Below are 22569 nucleotides of genomic sequence, written 5' to 3'. Positions count from 1 at the left end.
ACTGATTTAGTTTACTCTACGAAATAGCAGCAATACCCTTAGTGCTGCCGACCCTTCCAGTATTCCTCTCTCGCTTGCGGGATAGGCTAGGAGAGCAAGAACTACCGAAGTGAGTTTTAAGCCCCCCTCTACCCCCCAAGGGGAGAGGATACAATCATATACCTTTTACTGGTCAGTTAAAACCGCTGGTGGCCACCCTTTGATATCCATACCTAAACTTAATCCTTTTTGGGCAAGTACACTCTTAATTTCTAATAAAGATTTCTTCCCCAAATTAGGGGTCCTGAGCAAATCGTTTTCGGTGCATTGCACTAGGTCGCCTATATAATTAATGCTTTCTGCTTTTAAACAATTAGCGGCGCGGACGGTTAATTCGAGATCCTCAACGGGGCTTAATAATAAGGGATTGATTTTACGTTCTTTGCCACCCCCGTCACGATCACTTTCCTGCTTCAAATCCACAAAAGCCGCCAATTGGTGCTGCAAAACTGCTGCTGCAAAACGAATTGCTTCTTCAGGATCTAAGGTACCATCTGTTTCGAGGTCAATAATCAATTTATCTAAATCGGTTCGCTGTTCTACTCGAGCATTTTCTACCGAATAAGTGACTCGGCGTATCGGGGTGTAAGAAGCATCTAACAACAAGAGTCCTACAGATCGACTTTGATCGCTGGGAGCGCGGGCACTTGAAGGCTCATAGCCACGACCCATCGCTGCTTTAAGGGTCATATTGATTTCGCCATCTTTAGTAATATGGGCGATAACGTGGTCGGGGTTAACAATTTTGACGCCTGACTCTGTTTGAATATCTCCGGCGGTGACGGTTCCTGCGCCCTTTTTATGTAAGGTTAACTTAGCGTTCTCGCGGCCTTCTAATTTAATTGCAACACCTTTCAAGTTTAATAAAACGTCCACCACATCTTCGCGAACACCCTCAATAGAACTGTATTCGTGTAAAACTCCATCGATTTCTGCTTGAACGATGGCTGCACCCGGCGTCGAAGAAAGTAAAATGCGATGTAAGGCGTTTCCGAGGGTGTGTCCAAAACCTCGTTCTAACGGCTCTAAAAGGATACGAAAATGATAATGTGAAATAGTTTGAACCTGAATATTTTTTGGCGTTAGAAACGATTTAAGAATATTTTGCATGTCTTAAGCCCCTTATTTCGAATAAAGCTCGATAACGAGGTTAACTTTAAATTCAGCAGGTAATTCAGCTACATCCGGCTGCTCTTTAAACGTACCCGTCATTTTTTTTGTATCTACTTCAATCCACGAAATAGGCGCCCGTTGCTGTGCTAGCTCTAGAGCTCCTTTAATTCGGAGTTGCCCTTTTGCTCGGCTGCGAACTTCGATAATATCCCCCGGTCTCACTTGGTAAGAAGGAATATTAACGGCTTCCCCATTGACAAGCATGGACTTGTGACTGATCAGTTGACGCGCTTCTGCTCGAGTAGCCGCAAAACCTATACGATACACAACATTATCAAGCCGACTTTCTAAAAGCTTTAACAAGTTATCGCCTGTTGAGCCTTTTAAGCGATCGGCTTGTTTGTAATAGCTAGCGAATTGCTTTTCGAATACATCGTAATAGCGCTTTATCATTTGTTTCATTTGCAGTTGAACCCCATAATCGGTAGTCCGACCGCGGCGCTGCCAATGCATACCAGGGATACGTTCGATGTTACATTTTGAATCGATTGCACGAATGCCGCTTTTCAATTGCAGATCAGTTTTTTCGCGACGTGATAATCGACATTTTGGACCTAAATACCTTGCCACTACTCGTACCTCCTAAACTCGTCTTTTTTTGCGCGGTCGACAGCCGTTATGAGGTAACGGTGTACGATCTTCTAAATGGATAATTTCCAGACCAGCCGAACGCAACCCTCGAATGGCAGAATCCCGACCAGCGCCTGGGCCCTTTACTCGCACGGCAATTCGCCGCATGTCAAAATCATCCTGTGCTAATCTGCCCACTTCTTCGGAAGCCATTTGTGCTCCGTAAGGAGTCCCTTTACGCGAACCTTTGAAACCCGATCCGCCCGCGGAACGAAAACACAAGACATTTCCTTGAGGATCAGAAACACTGACCATCGTATTATTAAAAGTTGCCTTAATATGAGCAATCCCTTCAGTCACTTTGCGATAACGTTTCTTTGCCATGAAAACACCTTTATTCTTTAAAAATCATCAAGATCGTATGGGTTTGCGTTTACCTTTGCGAGTTCGAGCATTACTTCGTGTTTGTTGGCCCCGCAATGGGAGCCCGCGACGATGACGAATGCCTTCGTACGTTCCCAGATCCATTTTGCGCTTGATGTCCATGGAGCGCTCCCGACGTAAGTCCCCCTCCACCGAAAATTTACCCACTTCGGTCCGTAATGTATCTAGTTCAGCTTCGGACAAATCTTTGACTTTCGTAGCCGGATCAATTTTAGCTTCTTTACAAATTTCCAAGGCACGAGAATTGCCTATGCCATAAATAGCCTGTAATGCTATCCGAGCGTGTTTTTGTACCGGAATGTTAACACCTGCAATACGAGCTGCCATTCTGTTATTTACTCCAACTTATTAATAGTTCGCCAAAAAAGTGTTTAAGCATACTCTTCATTGTTTGATAAATCAAGTGATGAAGCGCCCAACCAGCAATTCTAATTTTGAACCTTACAGCTCGTTATTCCCGCATGTAAGTTGCCCCGATTCCAATCGGGGCAACTTACATGCGGGAATAACGAAATCAAAATTAGACTTACTAGCACCTAACCTGATTCATTAAAACTGCACCCACCTTTAAGAAGCGCAGTTTAAGTACTTATTTCCCATCTTTCTGGCGTTGCTTATGTCGAGCGTCACTACAAATGACACGTACAACCCCATTACGTCGAATTACTTTACAATTTCGACACATTCGTTTTACTGATGCTCTTACTTTCATTCTCTTCTCCGCTTATCGAATAAGCCCAAACTTCGAGCCTTTAAGACCTGATTTTTTCATTAAGGACTCGTATTGATGGCTCATCAAATGAGCTTGCACTTGCGCCATGAAGTCCATAATGACCACGACGACAATCAACAACGAGGTTCCCCCAAAATAAAAAGGAACGCTCCAGGCCAAAATCAAAAACTGTGGTAGCAATGCCACCAATGCAAGATAAACAGAGCCGACTAAGGTTAGGCGAGTCATCACTTTATCAATATAATTGGCTGTTTGCTCACCGGGACGGATACCAGAAATAAAAGCGCCGGATTTTTTTAAATTGTCCGCTGTTTCTTTAGGGTTAAACACCAAAGCAGTATAAAAAAAGCTGAAAAATATGACAGCAATGGCAAAAACAACAATGTATGCTGGCTGACCGTATGAAAGCGCTAAAGAAACATCATTTAACCAGCCAAGTCCTTTAACAGAAGACATAAATTTAGCTACTGCGCCGGGAAACAAAATAATGCTCTGAGCAAAGATAACGGGAATCACCCCAGCCATATTTATTTTCAACGGTAAATGACTGCTTTGAACGGCGTATAACTTCCTGCCTTGCTGACGCTTGGCATAATTAATCATAATCCATCGTTGGGCACGCTCAAAAAATACTACTACTAACGTCACCAACACAATGACGGCGATTAAGAGTAGCAATATGAGTACCGACATTTGACCTTGCCGCACTTGGGTAAACACTTGGCCGATAGCTGCTGGAAATCTCGAGGCAATACTGGCAAAAATAATCAACGAAATACCATTACCAACGCCCCGCTCCGTCATCTGTTCGCCTAGCCATATTAAGAACATCGTCCCAGTCACCAAGGTGATGATGGCGGTAAAGTAAAATCCCAAATTAGGATTGATTACTGCTCCACTGCTGACTAACCATTTAGTCATAAAAGCCGATTGCAATAAGGATAAAATAACCGTCCCATAACGGGTATATTGATTAATTTTTCGACGCCCTGCTTCACCTTCTTTCCGAAGAGCTTGCATTTTAGGCGAAATTTGACTGTACATTTGGACGATAATGGAAGAAGAAATATAAGGCATTACACCCAAAGCAAAAATTGTCATGCGGCTTAAGGCGCCCCCTGAGAACATATTGAACATTCCCAAAAAACCCGTTTCGTGCTGATGAAAAAGAGCAGCCAATCGAGAAGGATCAAGACCAGGCACAGGGATATAAACACCTAGGCGATAAACAATAATGCCAATCAAGACGAATAATAAACGACGTTTTAATTCGCTTAAACCGCCTTGTGACAACGATGTACCCAACTTTGTTATAGACATTCGGCGCCTTCGTTTATTCGATCTTGCCACCGGCGGCTTCAACAGCAGCTTTTACGCCTTTCGTTACCCGCACACCGCGAATCGTCACCGGCTTCTCTAATTTGCCGGCAGAAAATATTTTGACTCGTTTGATCTGACGACTAACGATATTAGCTACTTTCAATAAAGCTAAATCCACTAGATCGCCAGAAATTTTATTAAGCTCACCCAAACGCACTTCAGCCGATATGAGTTCTTTTCGTGAGGTGAAACCAAACTTAGGCACTCGACGTTGCAAGGGCATTTGACCGCCTTCAAAGCCGACTTTGTGATAACCGCCTGCACGCGAATGTTGCCCCTTATGTCCGCGACCCGCGGTTTTTCCCTTGCCGCTACCTATTCCACGCCCCACTCGTACTTTCTGTTGCCGCGCTCCTTTGGCAGGTTTTAAATCGTTCAACTGCATTTCTACACTTCCTCGTCAATCATTAAGAGATAAGACACTTTGTCAATCATACCGCGGTTAGCCGCGGTGTCTGCAACCTCGACGGTTTGGTGCATTCGACGCAAACCGAGACCTTCTATACATTCACGGTGCCTCGGTTTTCGACCGTACTTGCTTTTTACCAGTGTGACACGCAATTTTTTTTCTTGCAGCATGAGCTCTACTCCAGGATTTCTTCAATGGCTTTACCGCGTTTAGCCGCAACGGATTCCGGGGTTTCCATTTGTTTCAATCCTTTAAAAGTCGCCCGAACTACGTTAATCGGATTGGATGAACCGATACACTTAGCCAAAACATTTTGTACGCCCATCACTTCAAAGATAGCCCGCATTGCATTACCGGCGATCACCCCAGTGCCCTCTGAGGCGGGTAGCATTAAGACTGTAGAAGACGCATGAGTCGCTTTAATCGTGTGATGCAAAGTTGCGCCATACAAAGGCACAGAAATCATGTTACGACGTGCATTTCCGGTGGCTTTCTGAATGGCACTGGGTACCTCTCGAGCTTTACCCAATCCAAAACCCACTTTACCATCGCCGTCCCCTGCCACAACAATGGCAGAAAAACCAAACACGCGACCCCCTTTCACAACTTTCGCTGTGCGCCGAATCGCAACCAGCTTTTCTTGGATGCCGTCAGTTGTCGTCCCGATACCCGCTTCTTGCATAAATACACCTTCTAAAATTCAATTCCGCCTTCACGGACCGCTTCTGCTAACGCCCGCACGCGACCATGATATTTATAACCACTGCGATCAAAAGCCACTTTGGTAACACCCGATTTTTTTGCCCGTTGTGCAATCAATTTGCCAATCGTAGTCGCCGCGTGAATATTGCCGCCATGTTTGATTTCGCTTCGCACTTCTTTTTCTAGTGTGGATGCACAGACCAATACTTTTGAGTCACGGGGAGAAATAAGCTGCGCGCAAATATGATTGAGTGATCGATGAACGCAAAGACGCACCGCCCCCAATTCTTTGATTTTTACTCGTGTTCGACGCGCGCGACGAATTCGTTTCTCTTGCTTATCCATTATTTCTTCTTAGCCTCTTTAAGAATGACACGTTCGTTATCGTATCGAATGCCTTTACCTTTGTAAGGTTCCGGCGGTCTGATTTCCCGAATGTTAGCCGCTATTTGTGAAACTTGCTGTTTATCCGCACCTTTCACAATAATTTCTGTTTGACTTGGGGTTTCGACTGTAATACCTTCGGGCATTTCAATGTTTACGGGATGCGATAACCCCACCGTGAGGTTTAATTTTTTACCTTCCGCTTTCACACGATAACCAACGCCCACCATGACTAATTTTCGTTGAAATCCTGTGTGAACTCCCTGAACCATGTTAGCTAATACCGCACGCGCGGTGCCAGCCAAGGCATTCGACCCTGGAGAATGGTTTACCGAGATCGTTTGAAGTTCCGTGTCCGTTTTTGTCACTTTGACAGCGCGATGAATCACGCGGGCAAGCGTTCCCAACTTACCTTTAACAGTTATCTGTTGACCTGCGACGCTCACCTCAACGCCGGTTAGGATTTTAATCGGATTTTTGGCAACGCGACTTACCATAGTTTCTCTCCTCCTAGTCGTAGCCTTTTCAACTTATTTACTTTTCAACTGACGTAACACAGAACCTCGCCTCCCTCGCCTAGACGCCGCGCCTGACGATCAGACATCACTCCTTTCGAAGTTGAAATAATGGCAATACCTAAACCATTTTTCACCTTTGGTAATTCATCTTTGCTTTTGTAAACCTGTAATGCTGGGCTGCTTACCCGCCGGATTTGTGAAATAACAAATTCTCCTTCATGATATTTCAAAGTGATCACTAGCAGAGGCTTGGTCGAATCACCTTCTTCACGATAATCGACAATATAACCCTCCTCTTTTAGAACATTAGCAATGCTCATTTTTAATTTTGACCGAGGCATTACGACTTCTTTTTTTCTAACAGCCTGCGCGTTACGAATGCGCGTCAACATATCTGAAATAGGATCTTGAATCATAGTTACCAACTCGCCTTTTTCAAACCAGGTACATCAGCCCGCATCGCTGCTTCACGCAGATGAATACGACATAAGCCAAACTTCTTAAAGGTGCCGCAGGGCCGCCCACAAAGGCGGCAACGATCCCTTATACGAACAGGGCTTTCGTCACGCGGCTTTTTTTGTAATTTTAACAAGGCCTGTTCTTGTTCTTCCGGCATCCCCTTTTTTATAATTTTCTTTAATTCCAGTCGTTTTTTACGCGCCGATTGGGATTTCCGAACACGCTTCTTATTTCGCTCAATGACACTTAATTTCGCCATTAAATCACCTGCTTTCGTCTTTTAATGGAAATCCAAAGGCTTTTAGTAATGCTTGGCCTTCTTCATCCGTTCGCGCTGTCGTCGTAATAGTGATATCCATCCCGCGGATAGCGTCGACTTTATCGTATTGAATTTCTGGAAAAACGATTTGCTCACGAATTCCCAAACTATAATTACCTCGACGATCAAATGACTTTGGACTTAGTCCCCGAAAATCTCGAATACGAGGTATTGCAATCGAAATCAGACGTTTCAAAAATTCATACATCCGGTCACGGCGCAAGGTTACTTTACAGCCGATCGGCCAGCCTGCACGAATTTTAAAGCCGGCTTCTGATTTTCTCGCATAAGTAATGAGGGGTTTTTGCCCCGAAATTTTCATCATGTCATCCATAGCGCGTTCAATTACCCTTTTATCAGCGACAGCCTCACCTAATCCCATATTTAGGGTGATTTTCTCAAGACGAGGGACAGCCATTACCGACTTAAATCCAAACTCCTTTTGCAAAGCCGCTGTAATTGTCTTTTTATAAAATTCTTGTAATTCCACCATGAGCTATCTACTTCTCCACAAAAATAGTTTTCTTCGCACTGAGAAAATTTTATACAAATCTTCAGTGCTACCATTCCTCTGTTCTCTATCATTACACACAAGGCACATCCCCTTTCAATTTTAGGGCTCCCTCATTCCCGCGCAAGCGGGAATGAGGGGTTTAAGTTTTTAGTTTTTACCACTTGTGGTAATGATAGGCCCCTGTTCGCTTCCCACTGGCGGAGACGCTTATTATACATCAATCACGTCACCATTTGACTTAAAAATGCGAATTTTTGACCCGTCTTCCAGCGTTTTAATTCCCACTCGATCCGCTTTTTTAACCGCTGGATTATAGATGGCTACGTTGGAAACGTGAATACTTAATTCACGCTCCAGTATTCCTCCTTGCTCATTTTTATTCGGGTTCGGTTTTACATGCTTCTTAACGAGATTAATACCCTCGACCAAAAGCCGTCTGTTGGGCAAGACTTTAAGAACTTTACCTTGCCGCCCTTTATCTCTTCCCGTAATCAGGATAACAGTGTCGTCTTTTTTAATCTTTTTTATCGCCATCGACTTTCCACCTATAAAACTTCTAAGGCCAATGAAATAATTTTCATAAATTTATCGGTACGTAACTCGCGAACCACCGGCCCAAAAACACGCGTTCCCACTAATTGTAGCTGGTTATTCAATAACACCACCGCATTGTTATCAAAACGAATTAAAGAGCCGTCATTACGGCGCACACCTTTACGGGTACGCACAACGACTGCATGCATCACATCGCCTTTTTTCACTTTTCCACGTGGAATGGCTTCTTTAATACTCACTTTAATGACGTCACCAATATTCGCATAACGACGCTTAGATCCTCCTAAGACTTTGATACACATTACACGTCGGGCTCCGCTGTTATCTGCTACGTCAACAATTGACTGTGTCTGGATCATCGTTGGTTCCTCACTCCACCTTTTCGGCTCTTTCGTTAATTTTGACCAATGCCCAACTCTTAGTTTTTGAAATAGGTCTACATTCCCGGATCGTAACGATATCACCTATTTGACACTCATTGCCTTTATCGTGTGCATGAATTTTGGTCGAACGCTTAATAAATTTTCCATATTTGGGGTGTTTAACGCGACGCTCAACCCTGACAACAACAGTATCATTCATTTTGTTACTCAGCACCGTCCCCATTAAAGAACGCACCATTTTTTCATTCTTATTCATTATTATATTCCTTCTCACCTAAAAGGGTTTTTACCCGAGCAATGTCACGACGAACTCGTTTAAATAAGTGAGGTCGCGGCACTTCACCCCCGCCTTTTTGCATGCGCAGGTTAAACTGCTCTTTTAACAACTCAAGCAACTCTTTTTTGAGTCCTGCTTTGGTTTTATTACGCAAGTCATTAACGTTCATCTACATCACCGTTCGTTTGACAAATAGGCATTTCAGCGGTAATTTCGCTGCCGCTCGGTTGAATGCTTCTCGCGCCAGTACTTCGTCAACCCCTTCAATTTCAAAAATCATTCGCCCAGGCTGTACAAGAGCGGCCCAATATTCGACGCTTCCCTTACCTTTACCTTGCCGTACTTCGAGCGGTTTTTTGGTAATGGGTTTGTCCGGGAAAATACGAACCGTGATCTTCCCGCCGCGTTTAATATGACGCGCAATGGTACGCCGCGCAGCTTCCAATTGGCGAGCGGTTATCCGCGCGCATTCGGTTGCTTTGAGGCCAAATTCACCAAAACTGACGCGATTGCCACGGCTAGCAACCCCTCGATTTCTGCCTTTAAAATCTTTGCGATATTTTCTGTTGCTTGGTTGCAGCATTTATTCGTCCTCTACTTCACTTCTTCTTCAGTCTCTTGTGGAGTGGCTTCTTCAGACTGTGGTTTTGGTGCGCGCACCTGGCCTTTAAAAATCCATACCTTCACGCCAATAATACCGTAGGTCGTTTTAGCACTCGCCGTGGCGTAATCGATCTCGGCACGGAATGTGTGCAAAGGCACCCGTCCTTCACGGTACCATTCGGTTCGCGCAATCTCAGCGCCGCCCAGCCGACCATTTACACTAATCTTGACGCCTAATGCACCTTGCCGAAGCGTATTTTGTACAGCACGCTTCATTGCACGGCGGAACATGACCCGACGTTCTAATTGTCGGGCTATGTTTTCAGCGACTAATTTAGCATCTAATTCTGGCTTTCCGACTTCTTCGATGGTGATGTGCACAGGCACTTTCATCACTTTACAAATCTCGTCCCGCAAAGCTTCAATCTCGCCACCTTTTTTTCCAATGATGACACCAGGACGAGCAGAATGAATGATAATTTTTGCATTCCGCGCCGGGCGCTCAATCTGAATACGGCTTACCGCCGCTCCTTTTAATCGTTTTTGCAGCAATTGACGGACATTGAGATCTTCGTTTAAACGATCAGCAAAATCTTTTTTATCGGCATACCAATTGGATGTCCAATCTCTAGTGATACCAATACGCATGCCTACTGGATTGACCTTTTGACCCATTAATCGTTCTCCACTTGCGAATCCGACACCTTCACCGTGATGTGGCAGGTGCGTTTCAAAATTTGGTTTGCACGACCTCGAGCTCGCGCATGAAATCGTCGCGCTGAGGGCCCCTCATCCACCATTACGGTCGATACTTTTAATTCATCAATGTCAGCGCCCTCGTTATGCTCTGCATTTGCGAGGGCCGAATCCAATACTTTTTTTATCAAAGCGGCCGCTTTTTTATTACTAAAGCGCAACAAATTAACAGCCTGTTCCGCTCCCAGTCCTCGAACTTGGTCGGCCACCAATCTTGCTTTTTGCGCTGATATTCGCGCGTATTTTAACTTTGCTGCCACTTCCATTATTTTTCACTCTCTTTCTTCGCCTTCCGATCCCCTGAATGGGCACGAAACGTACGGGTTATCGCAAATTCACCCAATTTGTGACCTACCATATTCTCTGAAATATAAATCGGCACGTGTTGGCGACCGTTATGAATGGCGATAGTTAAGCCGACCATCTCAGGAACCACCATCGAACGCCGCGACCAGGTTTTAATAGGGCGTTTGCTGCCTTCTTTTTGGGCCTGGTCCACTTTTTTCATTAAGTAATGATCCACAAAAGGGCCTTTATTTGTCGATCTTGGCATGTTTTATACCTCTTACTTCTTGCGTCGATCACGAATGATCATGTTGCTCGTGCGTTTATTGCGACGCGTTTTATAACCTTTAGTCGGCTTCCCGGTTCGCGAAACGGGGTGACGGCCACCCGACGTTTTACCCTCACCGCCACCATGAGGATGATCTACCGGATTCATGGCCACCCCTCGAACGGTGGGACGCCGCCCTCGCCAACGTTTTGCGCCAGCTTTACCGAGCGAACGCAAATTATGTTCCGAGTTTGAGACTTCACCAATACAAGCCCGACAAACCACTAATATTTTACGGGTTTCATCAGAACGCATGCGGATGATAGCATAAATTCCTTCTTTGGCGGCTAATTGAGCTGAAGCGCCTGCACTTCGAACTAACTGCGCGCCCTTGCCCGGCTTTAATTCGACGTTATGGATAGTGGCCCCCAAGGGGATATTTTGCAAAGGCAAACAATTTCCCGGTCGGATAGGCGCTTCTCTACCTGAGACTACTTTCGAACCTTTGTGCACACCTTTTGGGGCGATAATATAACGCCGCTCTCCGTCGGAGTACAAAACAAGGGCAATATGCGCACTTCGGTTGGGGTCGTATTCCAAGCGTTCAATTTCCCCCTCAATACCCTCTTTATCGCGCTTAAAGTCAATAATACGGTAATTTCGTTTATGGCCGCCGCCACGCCGCCTTACGGTAATCCGCCCCTGACTATTGCGGCTATCAATACGATTTTTACTTTCAACTAAGGGGGCGTAGGGATCGCCTTTATGCAATTCCGGATGCACCACCTTGACAACAAATCGCCGCCCCGGGGACGTTGGTTTTGTTTTTACTAAAGCCATTATCTCTTTACCCCAACTCTCATTCACCAGCTGCTATATCGATTTCACTGCCGGGAGCTAACATAACGTATGCTTTCTTCCAGTTTTTACGGCATCCACGCACTTGCCGAAATCGTGTTGTTTTACCTTTAACATTGCAAGTACGCACGGACTTTACGGTAACGTTAAATTGTTTCTCAACTGCCCGTTTAATTTCTGGTTTTGCGGCATCAGGCATTACTTCAAATACATGTTGACCTGTCGTTAATGCGCCCTTTTCAGAAATATGTGGAGCAAGAAGGATTTTAAACAACCTTTCTTCGTTCATGATAATCTCTCTTCCAGTCTCTTTATGGCGTCAACGGTAACGACTATGTTTTCTGCGGCAACTAAGCTCACAGGATCGAGGTGCAAAGCGCCACACACAGAAACCCCCACCATATTACGCGAGGCTAAATTAATATTCCGATCATCTCCGTCGATGATAATCAACACATTTTGCAAATTTAACCTTTTCAACGATTCTTTTAATTCACGTGTCTTTGGCTCATTTAGCTTTAGTGAGTCGACTACTACCAATTGTTCTCGTCGAATTAATTCCGACAAAATAGAGGCTATTGCACTGCGATACATCTTTCGATTTACTTTTTGAGTGAAATCACGCGGCTTTGCTGCAAAAGCAACACCTCCTGATCGCCATAATGAACTGCGACTACTTCCAGCTCGTGCACGCCCCGTCCCTTTTTGACGCCAAGGCTTTGCTCCACCACCACTCACTTCTCGTCGCGTTTTTTGAGCTTTCGTCCCCGCGCGCCCGCCCGCTAAATAAGCATTCACCACTTGATGCACCAGAGCTTCTTTATATTCGGAGCCAAAGGCACTATCAGCAACGGTAAGCATACTTACCTTTTTTTTGTCAAATGAATTTACGGGCAGCTCCATCATTTATCCTCTTTACGTTTTTTACTCGACTGGGTGATAATGACCTCACCGCCAGGCGCACCGGGTAATGCGCCTTTGATTAATAATAAATTACGTTCTACGTCCACTTTGATAATTTCCTGATTCTGCACAGTACAATATACGTTACCCAACTGACCAGCCATCTTTTTATCTTTCCATACCCGTCCCGGAGTTTGGCATTGGCCAATAGAGCCCGGGGCACGATGCGACAAAGAATTACCGTGAGTGGCGTCCTGGGTTCGAAAATTATGGCGTTTTACAGTTCCCGCAAAACCCTTCCCTCGCGTTAGCCCTCGTACATCAACCACTTGGCCTTCTTTAAAGATATCTACCTTTAATTCATCGCCAGCTTTTGCTTCAGTAAGCTCTTCGCTTCCTAATCGGAATTCACGAAGCGCATTTCCTGCCTCAACAGCGGCTTTGGAATAATGGCCAGCCAGCGGCTTATTAACCCGGGCGGAGGGCTTTTTCCCGTAGGCAACTTGGAAAGCACGGTATCCATCGGTCTCTACCGTTTTAACCTGCGTAATTCGATTAGGAATCACCTCAACTACCGTCACCGGTATAGAAAAACCCGTCTCCGTGAATATACGTGTCATACCACATTTTCGACCTATAAGTCCGATAGACATTATTTTTCTCCCAAAATCCCCCAGCTACGCTCCAGATTTTTTATTCAACAACTCAATCTGCACATCTACGCCAGCTGCTAAATCGAGTTTCATCAGCGCATCGACGGTTTTATCTGTCGGTTCCGAAATATCTACTAGCCGCTTGTGCGTGCGAATTTCGTACTGATCGCGCGCATCTTTGTCGATATTAGGCGAAATCAACACGGTGTAGCGCTCAATTTTCGTCGGCAATGGAATAGGGCCTCTAATAATGGCTCCTGTTCGTCGAGCAGTCTCAACGATTTCTCGGGTCGAACGATCGATAAGCCGATGGTCAAACGCCTTTAAACGAATGCGTATACGCTGATTATCACTCATACCCGCCATAATTAATTTCCAGTTATAGTATTAAAAAATTCCGCTCGAAGCGGCCTAGTTCTAAGAAAACAGTAAGTGGTGCGGCTTCGCCGCCACTAATTTCAATTGTTGTATCAACAACACAACGTTTCTATCTATTGTCCTCGCAGTCTTCTGCAACCTCCGATTATTCAATAATCTTCGTTACCACTCCTGCTCCCACCGTGCGGCCACCTTCCCGTACCGCAAATCGTAACCCTTCGTCCATCGCTACCGGCGCAATCAAGTCAACCGTCACTTTCACATTATCTCCCGGCATCACCATCTCTACCCCTTCCGGTAAACTCAATAACTGGCCCGTCACGTCCGTCGTGCGAAAATAAAATTGCGGCCGATAGCCTTGTAAAAAGGGTGTGTGGCGCCCGCCTTCTTCCTTCGACAACACATAAACCTCCGCCTCAAATTTCTTGTGCGGCGTGATCGACCCCGGTTTCGCCAATACTTGACCCCGCTCCACTTCTTCGCGTTTCGTCCCTCTCAATAAAATCCCTACGTTGTCACCCGCTTGACCTTCATCCAATAATTTGCAAAACATCTCAACGCCCGTGCACGTCGTCTTCATCGTTTCCTTGATCCCCACTATCTCTATCTCGTCTCCCACTTTGATGATCCCACGCTCTACGCGTCCCGTCACCACCGTCCCTCGGCCTGAGATCGAAAACACATCTTCTATCGGCATTAAAAACGGTTTGTCTATCGCTCGCTCCGGCTGCGGGAAATACGTGTCCATTGTTTCCACTAATTTGATTATCGAGGACTCCCCAACCTCACTCTTATCACCTTCTAACGCCTTTAACGCTGAGCCCACTATAATCGGCGTCTCATCGCCCGGGAAATCATAACTGTTCAATAAATCCCTCACTTCCATTTCCACTAATTCCAACAACTCTTTGTCATCCACCATGTCAGCTTTGTTCAAGTAAACTACTATGTTCGGAACACCCACTTGCTTAGCCAATACAATGTGTTCTCGCGTTTGCGGCATCGGGCCGTCCGCTGCGCTCACCACCAATATAGCTCCGTCCATCTGCGCCGCTCCCGTGATCATGTTCTTCACATAATCCGCGTGGCCCGGGCAGTCTACGTGCGCGTAGTGGCGCTTGTCGCTTTGGTATTCCACGTGCGACGTCGCTATCGTGATCCCGCGTGCACGCTCTTCTGGCGCGTTGTCAATCTGGTCAAAGGCTTTCTTTTCACCACCGTATTTCTCCGACAACACCTTCGTCAACGCCGCCGTTAACGTCGTCTTCCCATGATCCACGTGCCCAATCGTCCCAACATTCACATGCGGCTTCTCTCTTACAAATTTTTCCTTCGACATGGTAATTACCTCTTCTTAACTCTGTTGTTTAATAATTGCCTCAGCGATGTTCGACGGCACCTCAGCATACTTTAAAAATCCCATCGTGTAGGTGGCTCGCCCTTGGCTTAATGAGCGAAGATCGGTGGCATAGCCAAACATCTCCGCCAGAGGTACCTCAACATCAACAATTTTTCCAGCGGGACTCTCGTCCATGCCCTGAATCATACCACGCCGACGGTTTAGGTCTCCCACGACGTCTCCCATGTACTCTTCTGGCGTGACCACTTCAACTTTCATAATTGGCTCCAGTAATACTGGATCTGCTTTGGAAGCGCCTTCTTTAAAAGCCATCGAGCCCGCAATTTTAAATGCTATTTCACTGGAGTCAACATCGTGATAAGAGCCTTCAAAAATAGTGACTTTAACGTCGACCACGGGGTATCCAGCTCGGATGCCATTCTCCATCTGCTCACGAACCCCTTTTTCTACTGCTGGGATGTACTCTCTTGGGACCACACCGCCAACGATAGCGTTCTCAAACTCAAAGCCGGCGCCGGGTTCTCTGGGCTCAATTCGTAACCATACGTCCCCATACTGTCCACGCCCCCCTGTTTGACGAATGTATTTACCTTGTTGTTCTACAGAGCGACAGATGGTTTCTCGGTAAGCTACTCGGGGTTTACCGACATTCGCTTCCAAGTTAAATTCGCGTCGCATTCGATCCACGATAATTTCAAGGTGAAGCTCGCCCATCCCTTCGATAATGGTTTGGGCTGATTCCTCATCGGTATGCACCCGAAAAGAGGGATCTTCTTGTGCCAGTTTACCTAACGCAACCCCCATTTTTTCCTGATCGGCTTTCGTTTTTGGCTCGATAGCCACAGAAATTACGGGCTCCGGAAAGTCCATTTTTTCTAAGGTAATAATATTCTGTTGGTTGCAAAGGGTGTCGCCGGTCGTGACTGTCTTAAGACCCACAGCGGCGGCAATGTCGCCAGAACGCACTTCTTTAATTTCTTCCCGGGAGTTTGAGTGCATTTGTAAGAGACGCCCAATACGCTCCTTTTTGCCTTTAATGGGGTTGTAAACTGAATCGCCAGATTTCAAAATCCCTGAATAAACACGGAAAAAAGTTAGCGTTCCAACGAAGGGGTCCGATGCGATTTTAAATGCCAACGCTGCAAAAGGCTCATCGTCAGAAGCAATTCGTGAACCCTCAGAACCATCGTCTTCTTCACCACGAATGGCAGGCACGTCGGTAGGTGAAGGCAAATAATCAATCACGGCATCCAATAACGCTTGTACTCCCTTATTTTTAAAGGCACTGCCACACAATATCGGGACGATTTCATTCGCTAATGTACGTTGGCGTAATCCTTGGCGAATTTTTTCTGGAGATAAATCACCCGCTTCTAAATATTTATCCATTAATTTTTCGGAAGATTCCGCTGCGGCTTCAATCATTTTTTTCCGCCATTTTTGGACTTCTGCTTTCATATCCTCGGGAATGTCGCCGAGCTCGTACGTTCGCCCTCTGTCAGCCTCGTTCCAATAAATAGCCTTCTCTCGAATCAAATCAATAACGCCTTTAAAATCTTCTTCGGCGCCCATAGGCAATTGAATAGGAATAGGATTGGCATTCAATCGATCTTTAACTTGGTTGACCACCCGCAAGAAATTCGCCCCCGTACGGTCCATTTTATTGACAAAACCCAAACGCGGCACCTGATAACGATTCGCTTGACGCCATACCGTTTCACTTTGAGGCTCTACACCGCCCACAGAACAAAAGACAGCGACTGCGCCATCTAGCACGCGCAGGGATCTTTCAACTTCAATGGTAAAATCCACGTGCCCAGGAGTGTCAATAATATTAATGCGGTGCTTCGGATATTGCTGATCCATGCCCAACCAGTAACAAGTAGTCGCCGCGGAGGTAATCGTTATTCCACGCTCTTGTTCTTGCTCCATCCAATCCATTACCGCGCTCCCCTTATGCACCTCCCCCATTTTGTGGGACACGCCTGTATAATAAAGAACCCGTTCGGTGGTCGTTGTTTTACCCGCGTCGATATGCGCCATAATACCGATATTACGCGTACGATTTAACGGAATTTCTCGAGCTGTTGCCATTGTTTTTATCTACCATCTATAATGGGCAAATGCTTGGTTAGCTTTCGCCATTCGGTGTACATCTTCCCGTTTCTTAATCGCGGCGCCTCGACCCTCTACTGCATCAAGGATTTCACGAGCCAGGCGTAAAACCATTGTTTTTTCATTGCGTTTGTTCGCATACTCCACTAGCCAGCGCCTCGCTAAGGCCTGTCGACGCGCCATGCGAATTTCTACGGGGACTTGGTAAGTCGAACCACCCACGCGACGCGATTTAACCTCAACGTTGGGCATGACTTTATTTAATGCCTCTTTAAAGGTTTCGAGAGCTAGCGCGCGCGCATTTTCATCAGTGCGAATATCGCCCAAAGAACGTTTTTTTATACCGTCCACTCTTCCACCACTTTCACCGCCTCCATCGCCTTGTTCCCCAGATTTATTCTGAACCCGCTTCGCCACAACATCAAACGCACCATAAACGATTTTTTCTGCGACGGACTTTTTACCATTTCGCATCACGGCGTTAATAAACTTTGCCAAAAGCTCACTGTGAAAAAGTGGATCTGGTAACGTCTCTCGTTTCGGGGCTGTTTTTCTTCGCGCCATTACAAACCTCTCTTACTCTTTCGGTTTCTTTTCACCATATTTCGAACGACCGCGGCGCCGACCTAAAACACCCGCCGTATCCAAGCTGCCACGCACGATATGGTAACGAACGCCAGGCAAGTCTTTAACCCGTCCGCCACGAATAAGAACAACGGAGTGCTCCTGTAAATTGTGACCTTCACCACCAATATAAGCAGTCACTTCAGCACCGTTAGTGATCCGCACCCGAGCTACTTTTCGCAGGGCCGAGTTTGGCTTTTTAGGAGTCGTCGTGTATACCCGCGTGCAAACCCCTCGTCTTTGAGGACAGCCTTCCAGCGCCGGCACGTCACTTTTCTTCGCTCTGGCACGACGCGGCTTTCTCACTAACTGATTGATTCTTGCCATTAAAACTATCTCCAAAAAATAAAGAACCCCCGGACGCATTTTAAGCATCTCATTAATAATGAATGCGCAACGCAGAGCGGGGATTCTAAATAAAGGTTGTTACCCCTGTCAAGTTAATTAAACACTCTAGGTGCGATTGAAAGTGTAGGTTTTCAACAAGTAGCCCGTATTTCGCTTCGCTCATATTCACGCACCCAGACACCCCCGCTGAATGGAAAGGGGCGTGCTTCTGTGCATGCAATTGATTCTTAATTTATTCGTCTTTTTGCACTACTTTTGCTTCTTGCGGTGCGGAAGATTTGAGGGCTTCGCTTAAAGCCTGCTCCGCTTCGCTCGCTGTTACCTGTTTTTCTTCTATTTCCTTCTCCTCAGCGCTGCTCTTTCCAGCAACGGCACGTCGCTGATGATGATAGCTGAACCCGGTGCCAGCCGGGATTAGACGCCCCACGATAACGTTCTCTTTTAATCCGCGTAAATCATCGCGTTTACCTGCCACAGAGGCCGCCGTTAATACTCGCGTGGTCTCCTGGAACGATGCCGCTGATATAAAAGATTCAGTAGCTAAGGATGCTTTAGTGATTCCGAGTAAAATCGGTTGCACCTTGGCCACTGTGCCATCTTTTTTAATTATTTTTTCGTTTTCTTCGCGTACTCGATTACGTTCCACTTGTTCATTTTGAAATAAATCAGTATCGCCCGGCTGAGTAATTTTTACCTTACGAAGCATCTGGCGCACAATGACTTCAATGTGTTTATCGTTAATTTTCACGCCTTGCAGTCGGTAAACTTCCTGTACTTCATTCACGATGTAGTTCGCCAACGCGTTGACGCCCAACAGTCGAAGAATATCGTGCGGATCCCGAGGACCATCGGCGATGACCTCCCCCTTCTCCACGGTTTCACCTTCAAAAACACTGACGTGACGCCATTTTGGAATTAATTCCTCGTGAGTTGTGCCATCAGGCGCCGTAATAATTAAGCGACCTTTGTCTTTACTGTCTTTCCCAAAACTTACGACCCCTGAAATTTCAGCGAGAATAGCGGCATCCTTGGGCCGTCGAGCTTCAAACAGGTCGGCTACTCGGGGAAGACCACCGGTGATATCACGCGTTTTGGAGGTCTCTTGCGGGATACGCGCCAGCACGTCACCAATGTTGACCGTTGTACCATCTTCCTTCGTAAGAAAAGTTCCTTCCGGCAAGAAGTAATGAGCGGGCACTTTCCCGCCCGACAAGAAAAGATCATTATCATTCTTATCCACTAACTTCACCATCGGCCGCAACTCTTTGCCGCTCGCACTGCGTTGCTTGGTGGAAGTGATAACAATACTGCTAAGGCCGGTTAATTCATCGGTTTGTCGATTCATGGTGACCCCATCGACCAAATTCACAAACCTTAACGTACCCGCGACTTCAGTAATAATCGGATGGGTATGAGGATCCCATTGCGCCACAATTTGGCCTGCTTTTACTGAATCGCCATCTCGTACAGAGATGGTCGCGCCATGGGGGACTTTATAATGTTCACGTTCACTGCCTTGAAAGTCTTGAACGACTAATTCACCGGAACGAGAAATAGCGACCAAATTCCCTTGCGCTTGCTCAACGGTCTTCAAATTACGCAATTTGATTTTGCCGGTGGATTTTACCTCAATATTATTGGCTGCGGTGGCTCGCGAAGCAGCACCCCCAATATGGAAGGTACGCATGGTCAACTGCGTGCCAGGTTCCCCGATGGATTGGGCGGCCACCACCCCAATCGCTTCTCCCACGTTAACAACGTGGCCGCGAGCTAGGTCGCGTCCATAACACATCGAGCAAATTCCATAACGCGCCTCACAGGTAATGGCCGATCGGACCCTTACTCGGTCAATGCTGTGCTCTTCCAGAATGTCAACCCGTCTTTCATCCAGAAAAGTATCTTTGGTGAGCAATTCTTTCCCCGACTTCGGATCAATTACGGGCTCTGCCAATATTCGTCCCAACACGCGTTCCCGCAATGACTCAACCACGTCGCCCCCTTCAATATGGGGCATCATTTGAATACTAGCTTCCGTCCCGCAATCGTGTTCCGTGACGACTAAGTCTTGAGCCACGTCAACTAAACGCCGGGTTAAATAACCCGAGTTAGCAGTTTTCAGCGCGGTATCGGCAAGACCTTTGCGTGCCCCGTGGGTTGAAATGAAGTATTGTAAAACGTTCAAACCTTCTCGGAAGTTTGCCGTAATGGGCGTTTCGATAATGGTGCCATCCGGTCTTGCCATTAAACCCCGCATTCCCGCTAATTGGCGAGTTTGTGCTGCGGAACCTCGGGCGCCGGAATCGGACATCATGTAAATCGAATTAAAAGAGCTTTGTGCGACTTCTTTACCTTCAGCATCTTTAACTTTTTCAACCGCGATTTTTTCCATCATCGCTTTGGCCACTTGGTCATTGGTGCGGGACCAAATATCAATCACTTTATTTCGACGCTCCCCGTGAGTCACTAAACCGGAAGCGTATTGTTTTTCAATTTCACGAACTTCATCTTCAGCCCGGGATATAATGGCTTCCTTTTGGTCGGGGACAACAAGATCATTAATCCCAATGGAAACGCCAGAATGGGTCGCGTAATGAAATCCCATATACATTAATTTATCCGCAAAAATAACGGTGGTTTTCAATCCTAAATTGCGGTAACAAAAGTCAAGTAACTTTGTTACCGCTTTTTTTGTCATCGGTTGATCCACTAATGCGAACGGCAACCCTTTAGGAACAATTTGCCATAATAAAATTCGGCCGGCAGCGGTATTTACTAAGCGCTCGCTTTCTTCTATTTCTCTCGCTTCGTTTAAAATGCCTTCTTTGATGCGCACGGCAATCCGAGCGTGTAAATCCACTTGGTCGTTTTCGTAAGCGCGGACCACTTCTTGGGCATCAGCAAATCGCATACCCTCCCCTTTAGCATTAACTCGGTCACGCGTGATGTAATAAAGGCCCAACACCACATCTTGAGAGGGAACGATAATCGGCTCACCATTGGCTGGATGCAAAACGTTATTAGTGGACATCATCAACGAGCGTGCTTCCAGTTGCGCTTCGAGCGTCAATGGAACGTGCACGGCCATTTGGTCACCGTCAAAGTCAGCGTTATAGGCTGTACAAACGAGCGGGTGCAACTGAATAGCCTTTCCTTCCACCAGCACCGGTTCAAATGCCTGAATTCCCAAACGGTGTAGCGTAGGTGCGCGGTTTAATAAAATGGGATGTTCGCGAATCACTTCTTCGAGAATATCCCAAACTTCCGGCCCTTCATTTTCTACCAATTTCTTAGCAGCTTTGACGGTAGTAGCTAAACCTCGCAGTTGCAATTTACTAAAGATAAAAGGTTTAAATAACTCTAACGCCATTTTCTTCGGCAAGCCGGCCTGATGTAATTTTAATGTAGGCCCAACGACGATGACGGAACGGCCTGAATAATCAACTCGCTTACCCAATAAATTTTGGCGGAAACGACCCGATTTTCCTTTAATCATGTCGGCTAATGATTTCAGTTGACGGCGGTTTGAGCCCAAAATGGCTCGTCCGCGCCGGCCGTTATCGAGCAATGCGTCGACCGCTTCTTGTAGCATGCGTTTTTCATTGCGAACGATGATGTCGGGCGCATTGAGATCCAACAACCGCTTCAATCGGTTATTACGGTTAATCACCCGACGGTAAAGATCATTTAAATCTGAGGTGGCAAAACGCCCGCCATCCAACGGAACTAAAGGCCGTAAATCCGGTGGTAAAACGGGCAATACGGTTAATATCATCCATTCGGGTTTATTTCCCGACTCTAAAAATGCACTTAATACCTTGAGCCGTTTGGTTAGCTTTTTCGTTTTGGTTTCAGAAGTCGTGATTTGAAGTTCGGTACGTAAGACCTCTATTTCTGCTTCAACATCAATGTCACGCAATAAACGTTGGATGGCTTCCGCGCCCATCAATGCCGTGAAATCATCAGCATATTCTTCTACGGCATCCAGGTAGGCTTCTTCTGAAAGTAATTGCCGGGGTTCTAAATCGGTCATCCCCGGGTCTACCACTACATAGGCTTCAAAATATAAAATGCGTTCGATGTCCCGCAGCGTCACGTCTAATAGCAAACCGATTCGAGAAGGTAATGATTTAAGGTACCAAATGTGAGCCACCGGTGAAGCCAGCTCAATATGACCCATGCGTTCGCGACGCACTTTTGCTAAGGTCACTTCGACACCGCATTTTTCGCAGATGACGCCGCGATGTTTTAAACGTTTATATTTACCACATAAACATTCGCAATCTTTAATAGGACCAAAAATTTTTGCGCAAAATAATCCCTCGCGTTCGGGTCTAAAGGTACGGTAATTGATCGTTTCCGGTTTTTTCACTTCACCATACGACCACGAACGAACTTCTTCTGGAGACGCCAGCTTGATACGCAATGCATCGAATTCAGCCATGTGTTTTTCACTTTTTAGCTGTTTTACTAAGTCTCTCAAGGCTTTCTCCCAGGCTTATTAGGGCCTGTCATCAATTCTATTATGCTATCCATAACCCGTTAATTTTCTGTGGTGTGCT

33 protein-coding genes are annotated in these 22569 nt (G+C 46.2%); all 33 read right to left on the bottom strand.

What is annotated here, in order from left to right:
• Positions 1–165 precede the first annotated feature (165 nt).
• The 33 genes from OWO34_RS01205 to rpoC all read right to left on the bottom strand — a co-directional run bounded on the left by OWO34_RS01205 (position 166) and on the right by rpoC (position 22490).
• Positions 166–1149, bottom strand: coding sequence for a DNA-directed RNA polymerase subunit alpha (locus tag OWO34_RS01205; RefSeq protein ID WP_267256265.1), 984 nt, complete (start codon positions 1147–1149; stop codon positions 166–168).
• A gap of 12 nt (positions 1150–1161) precedes the next feature.
• The gene (gene rpsD / locus OWO34_RS01200; protein ID WP_267256264.1) at positions 1162–1782 is read right to left on the bottom strand and encodes a 30S ribosomal protein S4; all 621 of its coding nucleotides are present in this window, start codon (positions 1780–1782) and stop codon (positions 1162–1164) included.
• Between the two features lie 12 nt (positions 1783–1794).
• Positions 1795–2166, bottom strand: coding sequence for a 30S ribosomal protein S11 (gene rpsK / locus OWO34_RS01195; RefSeq protein ID WP_267256263.1), 372 nt, complete (start codon positions 2164–2166; stop codon positions 1795–1797).
• A 27-nt stretch (positions 2167–2193) separates the two neighbouring features.
• Positions 2194–2553: a 30S ribosomal protein S13 gene (gene rpsM / locus OWO34_RS01190; RefSeq protein ID WP_267256262.1), complete on the bottom strand. Its 360-nt coding sequence runs from the start codon at positions 2551–2553 to the stop codon at positions 2194–2196.
• Between the two features lie 4 nt (positions 2554–2557).
• Positions 2558–2653 (bottom strand): hypothetical protein, encoded by a 96-nt coding sequence (locus OWO34_RS01185; protein WP_267256276.1) that lies wholly within the window; start codon positions 2651–2653, stop codon positions 2558–2560.
• Between the two features lie 162 nt (positions 2654–2815).
• Positions 2816–2938: a 50S ribosomal protein L36 gene (gene rpmJ, locus OWO34_RS01180; RefSeq protein WP_267256261.1), complete on the bottom strand. Its 123-nt coding sequence runs from the start codon at positions 2936–2938 to the stop codon at positions 2816–2818.
• Between the two features lie 12 nt (positions 2939–2950).
• Positions 2951–4279 carry a preprotein translocase subunit SecY gene (gene secY, locus OWO34_RS01175; RefSeq protein ID WP_267256260.1) on the bottom strand — a complete coding sequence of 443 codons (1329 nt, stop codon included), beginning with the start codon at positions 4277–4279 and terminating at the stop codon, positions 2951–2953.
• 13 nt (positions 4280–4292) lie between these two features.
• Positions 4293–4724 (bottom strand): 50S ribosomal protein L15, encoded by a 432-nt coding sequence (gene rplO, locus OWO34_RS01170; RefSeq protein WP_267256259.1) that lies wholly within the window; start codon positions 4722–4724, stop codon positions 4293–4295.
• Positions 4725–4726: 2 nt separating this feature from the next.
• Positions 4727–4918, bottom strand: coding sequence for a 50S ribosomal protein L30 (gene rpmD / locus OWO34_RS01165; protein ID WP_267256258.1), 192 nt, complete (start codon positions 4916–4918; stop codon positions 4727–4729).
• A 5-nt stretch (positions 4919–4923) separates the two neighbouring features.
• Positions 4924–5430, bottom strand: coding sequence for a 30S ribosomal protein S5 (rpsE, locus tag OWO34_RS01160; RefSeq protein WP_267256257.1), 507 nt, complete (start codon positions 5428–5430; stop codon positions 4924–4926).
• Between the two features lie 11 nt (positions 5431–5441).
• Complete coding sequence (gene rplR, locus OWO34_RS01155) at positions 5442–5795, bottom strand: 50S ribosomal protein L18 (RefSeq protein ID WP_267256256.1); 354 nt, start codon at positions 5793–5795, stop codon at positions 5442–5444.
• Complete coding sequence (gene rplF / locus OWO34_RS01150; RefSeq protein ID WP_267256255.1) at positions 5795–6331, bottom strand: 50S ribosomal protein L6; 537 nt, start codon at positions 6329–6331, stop codon at positions 5795–5797. Before rplF ends, rplR begins: the two co-directional genes overlap by 1 nt.
• Before the next feature lie 44 nt (positions 6332–6375).
• Entirely contained in the window at positions 6376–6765 is a 390-nt protein-coding gene (gene rpsH / locus OWO34_RS01145; RefSeq protein ID WP_456064367.1) for a 30S ribosomal protein S8, read from the bottom strand.
• Between the two features lie 5 nt (positions 6766–6770).
• The gene (gene rpsN, locus OWO34_RS01140) at positions 6771–7070 is read right to left on the bottom strand and encodes a 30S ribosomal protein S14 (protein ID WP_267256254.1); all 300 of its coding nucleotides are present in this window, start codon (positions 7068–7070) and stop codon (positions 6771–6773) included.
• Positions 7071–7074: 4 nt separating this feature from the next.
• Positions 7075–7623 carry a 50S ribosomal protein L5 gene (gene rplE, locus OWO34_RS01135; protein ID WP_267256253.1) on the bottom strand — a complete coding sequence of 183 codons (549 nt, stop codon included), beginning with the start codon at positions 7621–7623 and terminating at the stop codon, positions 7075–7077.
• Positions 7624–7854: 231 nt separating this feature from the next.
• On the bottom strand, positions 7855–8178 hold the full coding sequence (rplX, locus tag OWO34_RS01130) for a 50S ribosomal protein L24 (RefSeq protein ID WP_267256252.1): 324 nt from the start codon (positions 8176–8178) through the stop codon (positions 7855–7857).
• A gap of 11 nt (positions 8179–8189) precedes the next feature.
• The gene (rplN, locus tag OWO34_RS01125; protein WP_005771526.1) at positions 8190–8558 is read right to left on the bottom strand and encodes a 50S ribosomal protein L14; all 369 of its coding nucleotides are present in this window, start codon (positions 8556–8558) and stop codon (positions 8190–8192) included.
• Between the two features lie 10 nt (positions 8559–8568).
• Complete coding sequence (gene rpsQ / locus OWO34_RS01120; RefSeq protein ID WP_267256274.1) at positions 8569–8820, bottom strand: 30S ribosomal protein S17; 252 nt, start codon at positions 8818–8820, stop codon at positions 8569–8571.
• Between the two features lie 10 nt (positions 8821–8830).
• Positions 8831–9028, bottom strand: a complete 198-nt coding sequence (gene rpmC / locus OWO34_RS01115; protein WP_267256251.1) for a 50S ribosomal protein L29 — start codon at positions 9026–9028, stop codon at positions 8831–8833.
• The gene (rplP, locus tag OWO34_RS01110; RefSeq protein ID WP_267256250.1) at positions 9029–9442 is read right to left on the bottom strand and encodes a 50S ribosomal protein L16; all 414 of its coding nucleotides are present in this window, start codon (positions 9440–9442) and stop codon (positions 9029–9031) included. It lies immediately after the preceding gene.
• 11 nt (positions 9443–9453) lie between these two features.
• Positions 9454–10137 carry a 30S ribosomal protein S3 gene (gene rpsC / locus OWO34_RS01105; protein ID WP_267256249.1) on the bottom strand — a complete coding sequence of 228 codons (684 nt, stop codon included), beginning with the start codon at positions 10135–10137 and terminating at the stop codon, positions 9454–9456.
• Positions 10137–10484, bottom strand: coding sequence for a 50S ribosomal protein L22 (rplV, locus tag OWO34_RS01100; protein ID WP_267256248.1), 348 nt, complete (start codon positions 10482–10484; stop codon positions 10137–10139). The genes rpsC and rplV overlap by 1 nt, the downstream gene beginning before the upstream one ends.
• On the bottom strand, positions 10484–10771 hold the full coding sequence (gene rpsS / locus OWO34_RS01095; protein ID WP_267256247.1) for a 30S ribosomal protein S19: 288 nt from the start codon (positions 10769–10771) through the stop codon (positions 10484–10486). Before rpsS ends, rplV begins: the two co-directional genes overlap by 1 nt.
• Positions 10772–10783: 12 nt before the next feature.
• Positions 10784–11611 (bottom strand): 50S ribosomal protein L2, encoded by an 828-nt coding sequence (rplB, locus tag OWO34_RS01090; protein ID WP_267256246.1) that lies wholly within the window; start codon positions 11609–11611, stop codon positions 10784–10786.
• 19 nt (positions 11612–11630) lie between these two features.
• Positions 11631–11918, bottom strand: a complete 288-nt coding sequence (gene rplW / locus OWO34_RS01085) for a 50S ribosomal protein L23 (RefSeq protein ID WP_267256245.1) — start codon at positions 11916–11918, stop codon at positions 11631–11633.
• Positions 11915–12535: a 50S ribosomal protein L4 gene (rplD, locus tag OWO34_RS01080; protein WP_267256244.1), complete on the bottom strand. Its 621-nt coding sequence runs from the start codon at positions 12533–12535 to the stop codon at positions 11915–11917. The genes rplW and rplD overlap by 4 nt, the downstream gene beginning before the upstream one ends.
• Entirely contained in the window at positions 12532–13185 is a 654-nt protein-coding gene (rplC, locus tag OWO34_RS01075) for a 50S ribosomal protein L3 (RefSeq protein ID WP_267256243.1), read from the bottom strand. The genes rplD and rplC overlap by 4 nt, the downstream gene beginning before the upstream one ends.
• A 24-nt stretch (positions 13186–13209) precedes the next feature.
• On the bottom strand, positions 13210–13542 hold the full coding sequence (gene rpsJ, locus OWO34_RS01070; protein ID WP_267256273.1) for a 30S ribosomal protein S10: 333 nt from the start codon (positions 13540–13542) through the stop codon (positions 13210–13212).
• 166 nt (positions 13543–13708) lie between these two features.
• The gene (gene tuf / locus OWO34_RS01065; protein WP_267256230.1) at positions 13709–14902 is read right to left on the bottom strand and encodes an elongation factor Tu; all 1194 of its coding nucleotides are present in this window, start codon (positions 14900–14902) and stop codon (positions 13709–13711) included.
• Between the two features lie 15 nt (positions 14903–14917).
• A complete protein-coding gene (gene fusA / locus OWO34_RS01060) occupies positions 14918–17017 on the bottom strand; it encodes an elongation factor G (RefSeq protein ID WP_267256242.1) in 2100 nt (699 codons plus the stop codon).
• 9 nt (positions 17018–17026) lie between these two features.
• Positions 17027–17602 (bottom strand): 30S ribosomal protein S7, encoded by a 576-nt coding sequence (gene rpsG, locus OWO34_RS01055; RefSeq protein ID WP_267256241.1) that lies wholly within the window; start codon positions 17600–17602, stop codon positions 17027–17029.
• A gap of 12 nt (positions 17603–17614) precedes the next feature.
• On the bottom strand, positions 17615–17989 hold the full coding sequence (gene rpsL / locus OWO34_RS01050; RefSeq protein ID WP_267256240.1) for a 30S ribosomal protein S12: 375 nt from the start codon (positions 17987–17989) through the stop codon (positions 17615–17617).
• A 253-nt stretch (positions 17990–18242) separates the two neighbouring features.
• The gene (rpoC, locus tag OWO34_RS01045; protein WP_267256239.1) at positions 18243–22490 is read right to left on the bottom strand and encodes a DNA-directed RNA polymerase subunit beta'; all 4248 of its coding nucleotides are present in this window, start codon (positions 22488–22490) and stop codon (positions 18243–18245) included.
• Positions 22491–22569: the final 79 nt, after the last annotated feature.

The organism is Coxiella endosymbiont of Ornithodoros maritimus (assembly GCF_907164965.1).
In the GTDB taxonomy this organism is placed as follows: Bacteria; Pseudomonadota; Gammaproteobacteria; order Coxiellales; family Coxiellaceae; genus Coxiella.
The sequence above is the reverse complement of the archived record's forward strand: the minus strand, read 5'-3'. Positions and strand labels throughout refer to the sequence as shown.